This window comes from Amycolatopsis sp. NPDC104587, assembly GCF_055583645.1.
Genome location: NZ_JBVJNO010000006.1, coordinates 372,041 through 386,485 on the forward strand (window position 1 = coordinate 372,041; position 14,445 = coordinate 386,485).

Below are 14,445 nucleotides of genomic sequence, written 5' to 3' on the forward strand. Positions count from 1 at the left end.
CCTCCGAGCCCTGACGTGTTTAACGAGATATGGAACTCTCCCGCCCATGAGCACTGCCGAGGCCCCGGCCGAAGCCGTCCCCGACCGGGGCGCGCCCGCCGTCCAGCTGACCGGGATCACCAAACGGTTCCCGGGTGTGGTGGCCAACTCCGACGTCAACCTCACCGTCGCCACGGGCGAGGTGCACGCCATCTGTGGCGAGAACGGCGCCGGCAAGTCCACCCTGATGAAGATCCTCTACGGCATGCAGCCGCCGGACGAGGGCACGATCGCGATCAACGGCGACGAGGTGAAGCTGCGCAACCCGCAGGACGCCATCCGCGCCGGGATCGGCATGGTCCACCAGCACTTCATGCTGGCCGACAACCTGACCGTCGGCGAGAACGTGTTCCTCGGCGCGGAAGGCCTGCACGGCATCGGCCGCGCGGCCCGCGCCCGGCTCGCCGAGCTCGCGCAGCGGACCGGCCTGCACGCCAAGCCGGACACGCTGCTCGAAGAGCTCGGGGTCGCCGACCGCCAGCGCGTCGAGATCGTCAAGGTGCTCTACCGCGGAGCGAAGATCATCATCCTGGACGAGCCGACCGCGGTGCTCGTGCCGCAGGAGGTCGACGCGCTCTTCGCGACCGTCCGGGAGATGAAGGCGGACGGCTACACCTTCCTCTTCATCTCGCACAAGCTCGACGAGGTCCGCGCGATCGCCGACACCGTCACGGTGATCCGGCGCGGCACGACCGTCGGCACGGCCGACCCGAAGACCATCACCTCGCGCCAGCTCGCGGAGATGATGGTCGGCTCCGAGCTGCCCAGCCCGGAGACCCGCGAGTCCACCGTCACCGACCGCGCCGTGCTGCGGCTGACCGAGCTGACGCTCGGCGCCGAGGGCTCCGACCGCAACGCGCTCGACGACATCACGTTCACCGTCCGCGCGGGCGAGGTGCTCGGGGTCGCCGGCGTCGAAGGCAACGGCCAGACCGAGCTCGTCGAGACGATCATGGGCATGCGCAAGCCGTCCGGCGGCACGATCGAGCTGGTCGACGCCGAGGGCAAGGTCCGGGACATCACGAAGGCCGGCACGCTGGCCCGGCGCGAAGCGGGCATCGGCTACATCGCCGAAGACCGCACGCGGCACAGCCTGCTGCTCACCCAGCCGTTGTGGGTCAACCGGATGCTCGGGTACCAGACCCGCGAACCGGTCTCCAAAGGACAGCTGCTCGACATCGCGGGCACCCGCTCGGACACCGAGCGGATCGTGCGCGAGTACGACGTCCGCACGCCGGGCATCGACGTCCCGGCCGCGGCGCTCTCGGGCGGCAACCAGCAGAAGCTGATCGTCGGGCGCGAGCTGTCCGGCGAGCCGGTGCTGCTCATCGCGTCGCACCCGACGCGCGGGGTCGACGTCGGCGCGCAGGCGCTGATCTGGGAGAACATCCGCCAGGCGCGCGCCGCGGGCCTCGCCGTGCTGCTCATCTCGGCCGACCTCGACGAGCTCATCGGCCTGTCCGACACGATCCGCGTCATGCTGCGCGGGCGCCTCGTCAGCGAGGCCGACCCCGCCACCGTGACGCCGCAGGAACTGGGTTCGGCGATGACCGGCGCCGGAGAGGGTGACGAAGAATGACCTCCTGGCGCACCAAGCTGCTGCCACCGCTGCTGGCGATCGTGTTCGCCGTGCTGCTGTCGGCGATCGCGCTGATCATCTCCGGGGCCGACCCGCTGAACGCGTACGGCACCATGATCGGCCAGATGTTCAAGGGCTCGACCGCGGTCGACACCGTGAACCTCGCGACCGTGTACTACCTGTCCGGGCTCGCGGTGGCCATCGGCTTCCAGATGAACCTCTTCAACATCGGGGTCGAGGGCCAGTACCGGTTCGCGGCGGTCGTCGCCGCCATCGCCGGTGGCGCGCTCCAGCTGCCGCCGGTGATCCACACGCTCGTGATCCTCATCGTGGCCGTCGTCGCCGGTGCGGCGTACGCGGCCGTGCCGGCGATCCTCAAGGTCACCCGCGGGGTGAGCGAGGTGATCGCGACGATCATGCTGAACTCGATCGTCGGCGGGATCATCGCCTTCCTCATCAACGCCGACCAGTTCGGCGTGCAGCGGGGCAACAACATCGGCACCCGCGTGATCGAGCCGTCCGGCCGGATCCCGGGCATCCCGCTCGGCTCGGGCACGCTCTTCGGGTTCGTGCTCATCGCGGCCGTGATCGGCGCCGCCTACTGGTTCATGCTCAACCGCACGCGGTTCGGCTTCGAGCTCAAGGCGTCCGGCGAGTCCACCACCGCGGCCGCCGCGGGTGGCGTCAACGCCAAGAAGATGACGCTGATCGCGATGCTGCTCTCCGGCGGTGTCGCCGGCCTGGTCGCGATGCCGGAGCTGCTCGGCCGCGACTACAGCTACGGCATCACCTCGACCCAGATGTACGGCTTCACCGGCATCGCGGTCGCGCTGCTGGGCCGCAACCACCCCGGCGGCATCGCGCTCGGCGCGCTGCTGTGGGCGTTCCTCGACACCTCCGCGGTGTCGCTGGAGCAGATCAACGTGTCCAAGGAGATCGCGACGATCATGCAGGGCATCATCGTGCTGTCGGTCGTCGTGGCGTACGAGATCGTGCGGCGCGCGGACCTCGCGGCCGAACAACGCAGAGTCGGGCGCGCACTCGGCGCCAAGAGCGCTTCGGTCGCCGGGGGAGGTGCCGTCTGATGGCCGTCACCGACATCTCCCGGCCCGACGCGGGCAGCCCCGGCACCATGCCGGTGCACCGCAAGCGGTCCCGGATCCCGGGCTGGCTGCGTGGGGTCATCTGGGCCGTCATCGCCATCGCCGTCATCTCGACGGCGTCGTACTCCACCGGCGTCGCCGCGCTGACGTCGTCGAACACCGCGTCGACGGCGTTGCGCCTCGCGCTGCCGATCCTGCTGTGCGCGCTCGGCGGCCTCTGGGCCGAACGCGCGGGCGTGGTCAACATCGGCCTCGAGGGCATGATGATCCTCGGGACCTGGGGCGCCGCCTGGGGTTCGTACAACGGCGGCGTGTGGGCCGGCCTGCTGGCCGCGATCGCGTTCGGCGCGCTGGGCGGGCTGCTGCACGCGGTGGCGACGGTGACGTTCAACGTCAACCACATCGTCTCCGGTGTCGCGATCAACCTGCTCGGCCTCGGCGTCACGAAGTACCTGGCGAACCTCATCTTCGAGCCGCTGTCGGGCAACCCGCGGCAGTCGCCGGTGGTGCCGAAGTTCGACACCTACTCGGCTTCGGGCCTGTCCGACTGGCTCGGTGACCTCGAGAAGGAACAGCGCGTCGGGATCTCCGACGTCGCGGGCATCCTGCGCGGCCTGGTCACCGAGGTGGCGCCGCTGACGATGATCGCGATCCTGCTGGTGCCGATCAGCTTCTGGGTGCTCTGGAAGACCCGCTTCGGCCTGCGGCTGCGCTCGTGCGGCGAGAACCCGGTGGCCGCGGAGTCCCTGGGTGTCAACGTCTACCGGCACAAGTACGTCGCGATGCTCATCTCCGGCGCGTTCGCCGGCATGGGTGGCGCGTCGCTGGTGCTGCTGCGCGGCGGCGCGGACTACCTGGAGAACCAGACCAACGGCCGCGGGTACATCGGCCTCGCGGCGATGATCTTCGGCAACTGGCGCCCAGGCGGCCTGCTCGGCGGCGCGGCGCTGTTCGGTTACGCGGACGGCCTGCAGCTCGCCGGCGGCGGTGAAGCGGTGCTCGCGCTGCTTTACGGCGCGGTGATCCTGGTCGGCGTGATCGTTGTGGTCCAGCTGTTCCGCAAGCAGTGGATCGCGGCCGGGCTCGGCGTCGTCGGTGCGGGTGTGCTGTACGCGATCTACTGGGCCAACGACACGCTGCCGTCCGACCTGATCCCGTACACCGCGCACTTCGTGACGCTGATCGTGCTGGCCGTCGCCTCCCAGCGGCTGCGGCCGCCGAAGGCCGACGGACAGCCGTACCGGCGGGGTGAGGACTGATGTCCACAGTGGACTGGGATGCGCTGCGGGCTCAGGCGATCGAGGCCGCTTCCCATGCGTACGCGCCTTATTCGGGTCTGCACGTCGGGGTCGCCGGGATCGTCGACGACGGCCGCGTGGTGGTTGGCTGCAACGTCGAGAACGCGTCCTACGGGCTCGGGCTCTGCGCGGAGTGCACGATGGCCGGGCAGCTGCGGCTCTCCGGCGGCGGCCGCCTGGTCGCCGTGGCGTGCCGCAGCGGCGCCGGTGACCTGCTGATGCCGTGCGGGCGCTGCCGTCAGATCCTGTTCGAGCTGGGCGGATCTTCGTGCCTGGTGGACACGCCGAGCGGCATCCTGCCGATGTCCGACGTGCTGCCGGACGCCTTCGGCCCGGACGACCTGCCGTGAGCGGGTTCGCGGCGGTCGACGTCATCCGCACCAAGCGCGACGGCGGCCGGTTGTCCGACGAGCAGATCGACTGGGTCGTCGACGCGTACACGCGCGGGGACGTCGCCGAAGAGCAGATGTCGGCGCTGGCCATGGCGATCTTCTTGCGGGGCATGGACGCCGACGAGATCTCCCGTTGGACGGGCGCGATGATCGCGTCCGGCGAGCGGCTGTCGCTTTCCGTGTCCCGGCCGACCGTCGACAAGCACTCGACCGGCGGGGTCGGTGACAAGATCACGTTGCCGCTGGCGCCGCTGGTGGCGGCGTGCGGCGCGGCGGTGCCGCAGCTGTCCGGCCGCGGCCTCGGCCACACCGGCGGCACGCTCGACAAGCTGGAGTCGATCCCCGGCTGGCGGGCTTCACTGTCCACTTCGGAAATCCAGGCCCAGCTGGAGGACGTCGGCGCGGTGGTCTGCGCGGCGACGTCCGGGCTCGCGCCGGCGGACAAGAAGCTGTACGCGCTGCGGGACGTCACCTCGACCGTGGAGTCGATCCCGCTCATCGCCAGCTCGATCATGAGCAAGAAGATCGCCGAAGGCGCGTCCGGGCTGGTCCTGGACGTCAAGTTCGGCTCGGGCGCGTTCATGAAGACACTCGGCCAGGCGCGGTCGCTCGCCTCGACGTTGACCTCGATCGGCGTCGCACACGGCGTGCCGACCACGGCGCTGCTGACCGACATGAGCGTCCCGCTGGGGCGGGCGGTCGGCAACGCGGTGGAGGTCGCGGAGTCGGTTTCCGTGCTCCAGGGCGGTGGCCCGGCCGACGTCGTCGAGCTGACGCTGGCCCTGGCGCGGGAGATGCTGTCTTTGGCCGGGATCTCGACCGACCCGGCCGAGGTGCTGGCGTCGGGCGAGGCGTACGAGGTCTGGTGCCGGATGATCTCGGCCCAGGGCGGCGACCCGACGGCGCCGCTGCCGACGCCGTCGCACGTCCACACGGTGGTCGCGCCGGCTTCGGGCGTGCTGGCTTCGCTGGACGCGTACGCGGTGGGCGTCGCGGCGTGGCGGCTGGGCGCGGGCCGGGCCCGCAAGGAGGACCCGGTCCAGGCCGCGGCGGGCGTGTTGTGCCTGGCGAAGCCCGGCTCCCAGGTCACCGAGGGCGAACCGCTGCTGGAGCTGCACACCGACACCCCGGACGCGGTCCCCGCCGCCCTGGCGGCCCTCGAAGGCGCTTACTCGGTGGCCTCGGCGGCGTCCGCGCCGAACCCGATCGTCCGGGAGACGATCCGCGGAACAGTGTGACGATCATCGCCAAGACGATCACCCACCCGAGTGACCCCTCAGAGCTGCACTTTCACGTGAAAGTGCGGCCCCAGGTGGGCACTTTCACGTGAAAGTGATCTGGAGTGGGTACTCCGGAACATGAGAAGGCCCCCGCCGGTACGCCGGCGGGGGCCTCTTCGTGGGGCTGGGTTACTCCGTGGCCTCTTCGGCGCCTTCGCCCGGCTTGGCCTTGGCGTCGGCCGGCTTCGGGGCGCGGCCGTTGCGGGAGCTGCGACGCGGCTGGCGCGGGGCCGGGGGCGGCGGGGCGATCTGCTGGACGGCCGGGCCGCCGCCGAGCATCAGCTCCGCGAACGTCGCCATCGCCTCGTCGAGCTGGCCGCCGATGCGGCGGACGCTCTCGTCGTTGCTCTTGCGGACCAGCGAGTCCACCGACTCGGAGTCCGGCTGCTTGGCCAGCGTGCCCTCGACCTTGGACAGCCCGGCCTTGAGCGCGCCGTCGAGGTCGCCGATGCCGGAGAGGAAGCCGTCCTCGACCTTGTCGAGGCGGGAGGCCAGGTCGTCGAGGCGGGTGGTGACCGTCTCGAGGCGGCCGCCCAGCTTCTCCAGGCGGTCCGAGGCGTCGATCATCTCGCCGGTCTCGGTCAGCGCCGTCTTGAGCGCCTCGGTGTTCGCGCCGATCCGCTCCTGCGTGACGCGGTCCAGCTCGCCGAGCCGCTCGTGGGTGGAGCGGCTGAGCTCGTCGACCTTGCCGCGCAGCTCGTGGTCGGCGTGGTCGACGCGCTCGCGCAGCGACGCCTCGGCCTGCTCGATCCGCTCGCGGACCGGGCCGTGCACCGACGCCGGGATCGAGTCGAGCTTCCCGTCCTGCTTGTCGAGGTGGCCGCCCAGCTCGTCGAGCCGGCGGTGGATGTTCTGGAGCTTGTCCTCGAGCCCGTCCATCCGGCCGCCGACACCCTCGAGGCGCGCGGCCATGCCGTCGAGCCTGCCGTCGAGCTGCGCGAACGGCTTGGCCAGCTTGTCGACGATGCTTTCGACCGCGCGGGTCAGCGCCGAGAGGGCGTTGTCCTGGGCCTCGAGCCGGGACATCGTCTCGTCGAGGCGCTCGGCCAGCACGCCGACCTCGGTGCGGTCGGGGAGCTCGGAGAGCCGCTTGCGGACCGCGCCCAGCGAGTCCACCGGCGCGAGGCGGGCGTAGATGTCGTCGAGCGCGTCGAAGATCTGCTGCTGCTCGCTCTCACGCACTTCGGCCGCGCGCACCAGCATGTTGCGCATCCGGTCGAAGGACGGGGCGGCAATGTGGTTGTCAGTGGTCACTGCTGTGTGTCCTTCGTCGGCGGGGAAATGGAGGGACGTGCCACGAAGCTTAACGATTGCGAAATTGCTGTGCGTATGGCCCCCGTGAAGTGCGTATTGCGGAGGCTGCCCCCGGATGGCCGATTCGCTACCGATCCTCGGACGCTGAGGGTTAGCCCGAGGCTGAGAGTTACGGCCATGTAGGGGAATGACAACGAGGTTACCGTTGGGGGATGCCTGACGAAAGCCCTGTTCCGACCGCCGAGACCCTCCGCCGCGCGCCCAAGGTGCTGTTGCACGACCACCTCGACGGCGGCCTGCGCCCCGCCACCGTCGCCGAGCTCGCCGAAGCCACCGGTTATGCCGGTCTGCCCACCACCGACCCGGCCGAGCTGGGCAGCTGGTTCCGCCGAGCGGCCGACTCCGGCTCACTCGTGTCCTACCTCGAGACGTTCGCGCACACCTGCGGAGTGATGCAAACGGAGGAATCCCTGGTCAGGGTCGCCGCGGAAGCGGTCGAGGACCTGGCCGCCGACGGCGTCGTCTACGCCGAGGTGCGCTACGCACCGGAGTTGTTCGTCGAACGCGGTCTGTCACTCGATGCGGTGGTCGAGGCCGTCCAGGCGGGGTTCACGGAGGGCACACGGCGCGTGGCCGCGAACGGCGGTTCGATCCGCGTCGGGACGTTGCTCTGCGCGATGCGCCAGCACGCCAGGGCCCTCGAGATCGCGAACCTGGCCGTCCGCTACCGGGACGCCGGTGTCGTCGGCTTCGACATCGCGGGACCCGAGGACGGATTCCCGCCGACCCGCAATCTCGACGCTTTCGAGTATTTGCGCCAGAACAATGCGCATTTCACCATTCACGCCGGCGAAGCGTTCGGGCTGCCGTCCATTTGGGAGGCGATTCAGCACTGCGGCGCCGAGCGGCTCGGGCACGGCGTGCGGATCGCCGAGGACATCAAGACCGACGCGGACGGCACGGTCCACCTTGGACGGTTGGCCGCGTATGTCCGCGACCGCCGGATCCCCCTGGAGATCTGCCCGACGTCGAACGTCCAAACAGGCACGGTCCGCTCGATCGCCGAGCACCCGATCGGCCTGCTCAAGCGGCTGCGCTTCCGGGTGACGGTGAACACCGACAACCGGCTGATGAGCGGATGCACGATGACCAGCGAATTCGCCGCGCTGCACGAGACCTTCGGGTACGGCCTCGACGACTTCCGGTGGTTCACGATCAACGCGATGAAATCCGCGTTCATCGATTTCGACGCCCGGCTCTCGCTGATCGACGACGTCATCAAGCCCGGATACGCCGCGCTGAGCTGACGCTCCTCGGGGTGCTTGCGGTCCTTAGCCATGCCAACTATCGTTCACCATATAGGAAGTTGTTCTCAGATATTGAGACGGTGGCGAAGATGGCGCAGGTCGCGGACAGTTCGGTCGGGGTGCAGGCGAGTTCACGGCGATGGCTCATCCTTGCGCTCGGCCTCGCCGCGCAGACCGCGAGCTGCTCGTTCCTCTACGGCATCCCGTTCCTGGTCCCGGCCATGCGAGCCGCCGAAGGGCTGACGCTGGCCGAGGCCGGGACGGTCGTCGCGGCGCCGAGCATCGGCCTGCTGTTCACCCTGATCGTGTGGGGCGCGGCTGCGGACCGTTACGGAGAGCGTCTGATCATGGCCCTCGGACTGGGGGCCTCGGGGTTACTCCTGGTGTACGCCGGGATAGGAAGTCACCCGGTCGGGCTGCTCTTTGGTGTGTTCTTGGCGGCCGGAGCGTGTACGGCGTCGGTGAACGCGGCGAGCGGCCGGGTGGTCATGGGCTGGTTCGCGAAGTCCGAGCGCGGCGTCGCGATGGGGATCCGCCAGACGGCCCAGCCGCTCGGCGTCGGCGTCGCGGCGCTCGGGCTGCCGCCGCTGGCGGCGCACTTCGGCTTCCGGGCGGCGGTGCTGCTGCCGGCCGGGCTGGCGATCGTCGTCGCGCTGCTGGTGGCCTGGCTCGTCACGGACCCGCCGCGGCCACCTCGGGCGGCTGACGGTGTCAAGCCGCCTTCGCCGTATCGGCACGCGACGCTGTGGCGGGTGCACGGCGCGAGCGCGTTGCTGGTGGTGCCGCAGTTCGCGGTTTCGGCGTTCGCGCCGGTGTACCTGGTGGCGGTGCAGCACTGGAGCCCGCTGTCGGCGGGCTGGTACCTGGCGGTGGTGCAGGTGCTGGGCGCTGCGGGCCGGCTCGGATCGGGCTGGTGGTCGGACCGGGTGGGCAGCCGCCTGCGCCCGATGCGGCAGCTGGCGGTGCTGAGCTGCCTGGTGATGCTGCTGGTCGCGCTGGGGGACGCTTCCTGGCCGTGGCTGGTGCTGCTGGCCTTGGCCTTGGCGGGCGTGGTGACGGTCGCCGACAACGGCCTCGGCTTCACGGCGTCGGCCGAGCTGGCCGGGCTCGCGTGGTCCGGCCGCGCGATGGGGACGCAGAACACGGGCCAGAACATCGCGGCCTCGCTGACCCCGCCCCTGCTGGGCCTGGTGATCGGCGACAGCAGGTACGCACTGGCCTTCTGCGTGGCCGCAGTGTTCCCGGCTTTGGCGGTGCTGGTGGTCCCGGTCCGCGCCGAACCCCCGACTGACTCGTGATGCCCCGCCAATCACGGGTGATGCCCGCCGGATCACGCGAGATGCCCGCCCAGTCACGCGAGCCGACCCTCCGGGCAAGCGAGCCGATCGGTGCGGGGATGGCGATCACCCGTGCTCAGCGGGGCATCACGCGTGACTGCGGAGGCATCTCGCGTGATTGGAGGGGCATCACGCGTGACACGACGAAGGCCGCCTCCCCAACCAGCGGGGAGACGGCCTTCGGGTCAGAAACTCAAGCCACCGTCAGGCGGTTCTCGAACGTCTCCACGAGCTTCCGCCACGCGCTCTGCTCCGCGTCGAACGGCGCCGACGGCTCGAGGCGCGTCGGGTCCGGGCGGAGGACGAACGACACCAGCCAGCCCAGGCTCTCGTTGCCCGCCAGGGCCGTCTCGGCGGAGTCGTCGCCTGCCCACTCGGCCGCGTCCGTGATCAGCTCGACCGCCAGCTCCAGCTGCGTCGGGTCGATCGCCTCCGGGCCCTCCGCGATGTCGGCGTCGAGGCCGGTGAGCACGTACGTGTTCTCGGCGTCGACCTCGACCTCGAGCTCGCCGGCCGTGGCCTTCGCCAGGACCTCGTCCCACGTGGACACGTCGGCGAGGTCGGTGTCGGCCAGGTCCTTGCCGTCGGCCAGGGCACGCGCCAGGGCCTTCTCCGACGTGAAGACGTCGATCTCGCCTTCGCTGCCGAGGAACACCGGTGCGTCGTCGAGGTAGCAGCGCAGCGTGTAGTACTCCGCGCCGGACGTGATGATCTTGACCGGGTCGATGCCGACCTCGGCCCAGAACCCGACCGGGCCCTCTTCCTCTTCTTCGTCGTCCTCGTCATCCGAGGAAATCGCTTCGAGGTCCTCTTCACCCTCGGCGCCGGCCTCGGCCTCGGCGGACTCCTCGTGGAACGCCGCCAGCTCCTCGGCGGTCTGCTCCAGCACCTTCTCGTCGACGTCGGGCGCGGTCACCAGGCCGTCGATCGCGTCGAGCACGGTGTCCCACTTCGTCGACACCGTCTCCGACAGGTCGTTCCAGACCTGGACGCCGACGCTCCCGGTGAACGGGAGCGTGCCCTGGTCGAGCAGCGAGAAGCCCTCGGTCGAGTCGAGGATCTCGTGCACCTCTTCGAGGTCGCAGACGTCGGCGAGGGAGCGGACGATGCCGACGATCTCGGCCAGCTCCGCGATGTGCCACATGTCCGGCTCTTCGGCGACGAGCTCGGGCACGCCGACGAGGTCGTACGTGTGGTCCTCGTCCGGGATCAGCTCCGGCACGTTCAGCGACGGCACGGCGTCCCAGGCCGGGTGGTCCAGCAGGTCGTGGCGCTCGGACGTGCGGACGAAGGCGGCCAGGTGCGCGGCGTCCGGGAAGGCGTACAGGTCGTCCTCGTCGCCGAGGAACGCTTCCCACTCCTCGCCGTCTTCCCGCCAGCGCGGCGCCCACAGGGTGACGACGTCTCCCTGCGGCAGGCCGAGTTCGATCGGGATGATGTCCTGTGCCATTCCTAAGCCCTCCGGATTACCGCCCGTGTGCGCGCGAGACCGAAAGTATCCCCCGGTCGATGCGCGGTACCGCGAAGCCTACGGGTTTACCACGCGCGACGCGATTGCCCCTGCCGACTTTGCGACGAGCGGATGGCACGATGGACGTCTGATGACTCTCACAGACCTCCTGCCTGCGGATCCTGACCCCGACGCTCTCTTCGAAGCGTTCACGACCTGGACGGCCGATCGGGGCATCGAGCTGTACCCGGCGCAGGAGGAGGCGGTGATGGAGGTCGTCTCCGGATCGAACGTCATCCTCTCGACGCCGACCGGCTCCGGGAAGAGCCTCGTCGCCGTCGGCGCGCACTTCACCGCGCTCGCCCAGGGCCGCCGCAGCTACTACACCGCGCCCATCAAGGCGCTCGTGTCGGAGAAGTTCTTCCAGCTCATCGAGATCTTCGGGGCCGACAACGTCGGGATGATGACCGGCGACTCGAGCGTCAACCCGGACGCCCCGATCATCTGCTGCACCGCGGAAATCCTGGCGAACATCGCGTTACGGTTCGGTGCGGACGCCCCGGTCGGGCAGGTCGTGGCCGACGAGTTCCACTTCTACTCCGAGCCCGACCGCGGCTGGGCGTGGCAGGTGCCGATCCTCGAGCTGCCGAAGGCCCAGTTCGTCCTGATGTCGGCGACGCTGGGCGACGTGTCCTTCTTCGAGAAGGACCTCACGCGCCGCACCGGCAAGCCGACCGCCGTCGTGACGTCGGCGCAGCGCCCGGTGCCGCTGACCTTCCGGTACGCGCTCACGCCGTTGCACGAGACGATGTCCGAGCTGCTCAACGGCGGCCAGGCGCCGGTCTACGTCGTGCACTTCTCGCAGGCCGCGGCCATCGAACGCGCCCAGACGCTGATGAGCATCAACGTCACGACCAAGGCCGAGAAGGAGGCGATCGCCGAGCTGATCGGCGACTTCCGGTTCTCCGCCGGCTTCGGCAAGACGCTCTCGCGGCTGGTCCGCCACGGCATCGGCGTCCACCACGCCGGCATGCTCCCGAAGTACCGCCGACTGGTCGAGACCTTGGCCCAGTCGGGCCTGCTCAAGGTGATCTGCGGGACGGACACGCTCGGCGTCGGCATCAACGTACCAATCAGGACAGTGGTCTTCTCCGCCCTGACGAAGTACGACGGCGTCCGCCAGCGCCACCTCAAGGCGCGTGAGTTCCACCAGATCGCCGGCCGCGCCGGGCGCGCGGGCTACGACACCGACGGGTACGTCGTCGTCCAGGCCCCGGACCACGTCGTCGAGAACGCGAAGGCGCTTGAGAAGGCGGGCGACGACCCGAAGAAGAAAAAGAAGATCGTCCGGAAGAAGGCGCCGGAGGGCTTCGTCAACTGGACCGAGAGCACGTTCGACCGGCTGATCGCGGCCGACCCCGAGCCGCTGACCTCCAGTTTCAAGGTCACCCACTCGATGCTCCTGAACGTGATCTCGCGCCCGGGCAACGCGTTCGACTCGATGCGCCACCTCCTGGAGGACAACCACGAGGACCGCGCGTCCCAGCGCAAGCTGATCCTGCGCGCCATCGCGATCTACCGCGCGCTGCTGGCCGCCGGCGTCGTCGAGCGGCTGCCGGAGCCGGACGAGCAGGGCCGGATCGTCCGGCTCACCGTCGACCTGCAGTTCGACTTCGCGCTCAACCAGCCGCTTTCGCCGTTCGCGCTGGCCGCGATCGAGCTGTTCGAGCTGGAGTCGCCGAGCTACCCGCTCGACGTCGTGTCCACTGTGGAATCCACTGTGGACAACCCGCGGCCGGTGCTGTCGCAGCAGCAGTTCAAGGCGCGCGGCGAGGCCGTCAACGCCATGAAGGCAGAGGGCATCGAGTACGACGAGCGGATGGAGCTGCTCGAGAACATCACCTACCCGAAGCCGCTGGAGGAGCTGCTGCAGGGCGCGTTCCACAGCTACCGGCAGGGTCACCCGTGGGTCGACGACTACGAGCTGTCCCCGAAGTCGGTCGTGCGCGACATGTACGAGCGCGCGATGAACTTCGTCGAGTACATCGGCTTCTACCAGCTCGCCCGCTCGGAAGGGCTGGTGCTGCGCTACCTCACGGACGTCTACGACTCCCTGCGCCACACGGTCCCGGACGAGGCCAAGACCGAGCCGCTGCAGGACCTCATCGAGTGGCTCGGCGAGCTCGTCCGGCAGGTCGACTCCAGCCTCCTCGACGAGTGGGAAGCCCTGCGCCACCCCGACGAAGAGGGACCGGTGTCGATGCGGCCGCCGTCCGAGCCGCCGGCCGTCACGCGCAACGAGCGCGCCTTCCGGGTGCTGGTCCGCAACGAGCTGTTCCGCCGGGTCGAGCTGTTCGGGCGCCGGGCGTGGTTCCCGCTCGGCGAGCTGGACGCGGAGTCCGGCTGGGACGCCGAAGCGTGGCAGGAAGCGATCGAGGACTACTTCGAGGAGTACGACACGCTGGGCACCGGCCCGGACGCGCGCGGCCCGGCGCTGCTGATGATCGAGCAGCAGCCGGACGTCTGGAAGGTCCGCCAGATCTTCGACGACCCGGCCGGCGACCACGACTGGGGCATCAGCGCGGAGGTCGACCTGGCGGCGTCCGACGAAGCCGGGGTGGCCGTGGTGCGCGTGACCGAGGTCGGCGCGCACTAGGTCCCCGGCTCCGCCGGACGTTCACCGCTTGAGCGTGAAGGTGAAGTCGCCGGTGAGCCGGCCGGTCAGCCGGACCGCCGCGACGAGCCTTCCTGCGGCGACCAGGCGTTCGACCTCGGCCCGCGACAGCTCGCACCCTTCGGCGATCAGCCGCACCGGTCGGATCGGGATCCGCGCCCCGAAGCGGACCGAAACGTCGATCACGTCGCGGTCCGGGAGAGCCGGCCGGCCGGTGTCGAGGCGCCAGGCGCCGTCCCAGTCGAGCGTGACGCGGTTGCGGCGCCGCAGGACCGGGTCTGCGAGCAGCTCGGCCGCCAGGGCTGGGTCGTTGGTGTGCAGCCGGTCGAGCAGCCCGGGCCGGACGGACCGGACGTCGGCCCGGTCCAGGACCGTGAGCTTCGTGGTTTCCCCGCAGGTGGTGCAGAGCGCGAGGAGCCAGGCGTCGAGCCGTTTGTGGTGGGCGTTGACGCGGAACTTGCCGCTCGTCCGGAAGCGGTCGGCCGCGCACGCGTGGCAGGACCGGACGACGAGCGGCAGGCGGGTGGGGACGACCACCCAGTTTTCGAGCATGACAAGGACACCCGTTCTCGTGAGAAGTCCGCAGCAAGAAGCGGCGCGGCGCGGAAAGCGCGACGCGCGTCAGATCAGCGCTCGAGGAGGTCTCACGAGGTGTACAACGGCACGTCCTTGACCAGGCGACTCGGTTCGTCGGCACGGTAACCGCAGCCGGTGGCGCCGTTCCACTCGTTT

General features: G+C 70.0%; 11 protein-coding genes. 8 read left to right on the top strand and 3 right to left on the bottom strand.

Translation table 11 applies throughout. The features are described from left to right. The first annotated feature begins 46 nt into the window (after window positions 1-46). The 5 genes from ACZ61C_RS20635 to ACZ61C_RS20655 are packed head-to-tail and all read left to right on the top strand — an operon-like array spanning window position 47 to window position 5,649. Window positions 47-1,618: an ABC transporter ATP-binding protein gene (locus ACZ61C_RS20635; protein WP_465308957.1), complete on the top strand. Its 1,572-nt coding sequence runs from the start codon at window positions 47-49 to the stop codon at window positions 1,616-1,618. Continuing rightward, window positions 1,615-2,703 (top strand): ABC transporter permease, encoded by a 1,089-nt coding sequence (locus ACZ61C_RS20640; protein ID WP_465308959.1) that lies wholly within the window; start codon window positions 1,615-1,617, stop codon window positions 2,701-2,703. The genes ACZ61C_RS20635 and ACZ61C_RS20640 overlap by 4 nt, the downstream gene beginning before the upstream one ends. 47 nt (window positions 2,704-2,750) lie before the next feature. Then, a complete protein-coding gene (locus tag ACZ61C_RS20645; protein WP_465309431.1) occupies window positions 2,751-3,980 on the top strand; it encodes an ABC transporter permease in 1,230 nt (409 codons plus the stop codon). After that, window positions 3,980-4,369: a cytidine deaminase gene (locus tag ACZ61C_RS20650; protein WP_465308961.1), complete on the top strand. Its 390-nt coding sequence runs from the start codon at window positions 3,980-3,982 to the stop codon at window positions 4,367-4,369. Before ACZ61C_RS20645 ends, ACZ61C_RS20650 begins: the two co-directional genes overlap by 1 nt. Beyond that, a complete protein-coding gene (locus ACZ61C_RS20655) occupies window positions 4,366-5,649 on the top strand; it encodes a thymidine phosphorylase (RefSeq protein WP_465308963.1) in 1,284 nt (427 codons plus the stop codon). The genes ACZ61C_RS20650 and ACZ61C_RS20655 overlap by 4 nt, the downstream gene beginning before the upstream one ends. A 171-nt stretch (window positions 5,650-5,820) precedes the next feature. Here the strand turns inward: ACZ61C_RS20655 and ACZ61C_RS20660 are convergent, their stop codons facing one another. Further along, window positions 5,821-6,945, bottom strand: a complete 1,125-nt coding sequence (locus tag ACZ61C_RS20660; RefSeq protein ID WP_465308965.1) for a PA containing protein — start codon at window positions 6,943-6,945, stop codon at window positions 5,821-5,823. A 212-nt stretch (window positions 6,946-7,157) separates the two neighbouring features. Between ACZ61C_RS20660 and ACZ61C_RS20665 the strand changes: the two genes are divergently transcribed. Further along, window positions 7,158-8,252, top strand: coding sequence for an adenosine deaminase (locus ACZ61C_RS20665; protein ID WP_465308967.1), 1,095 nt, complete (start codon window positions 7,158-7,160; stop codon window positions 8,250-8,252). An 89-nt stretch (window positions 8,253-8,341) separates the two neighbouring features. Continuing rightward, window positions 8,342-9,550 (top strand): MFS transporter, encoded by a 1,209-nt coding sequence (locus ACZ61C_RS20670; RefSeq protein ID WP_465309433.1) that lies wholly within the window; start codon window positions 8,342-8,344, stop codon window positions 9,548-9,550. Window positions 9,551-9,782: 232 nt separating this feature from the next. On the opposite strand, the gene ACZ61C_RS20675 is transcribed toward ACZ61C_RS20670, so the two are convergent. Then, on the bottom strand, window positions 9,783-11,039 hold the full coding sequence (locus tag ACZ61C_RS20675; RefSeq protein WP_465308969.1) for a primosomal protein: 1,257 nt from the start codon (window positions 11,037-11,039) through the stop codon (window positions 9,783-9,785). Between the two features lie 151 nt (window positions 11,040-11,190). Here ACZ61C_RS20675 and ACZ61C_RS20680 point away from each other — a divergent pair, with 151 nt between their 5' ends. Next, window positions 11,191-13,695 carry a DEAD/DEAH box helicase gene (locus ACZ61C_RS20680; protein WP_465308971.1) on the top strand — a complete coding sequence of 835 codons (2,505 nt, stop codon included), beginning with the start codon at window positions 11,191-11,193 and terminating at the stop codon, window positions 13,693-13,695. 21 nt (window positions 13,696-13,716) lie between these two features. On the opposite strand, the gene ACZ61C_RS20685 is transcribed toward ACZ61C_RS20680, so the two are convergent. Beyond that, window positions 13,717-14,265, bottom strand: a complete 549-nt coding sequence (locus ACZ61C_RS20685) for a DUF1062 domain-containing protein (protein ID WP_465308973.1) — start codon at window positions 14,263-14,265, stop codon at window positions 13,717-13,719. Window positions 14,266-14,445 lie beyond the last annotated feature (180 nt).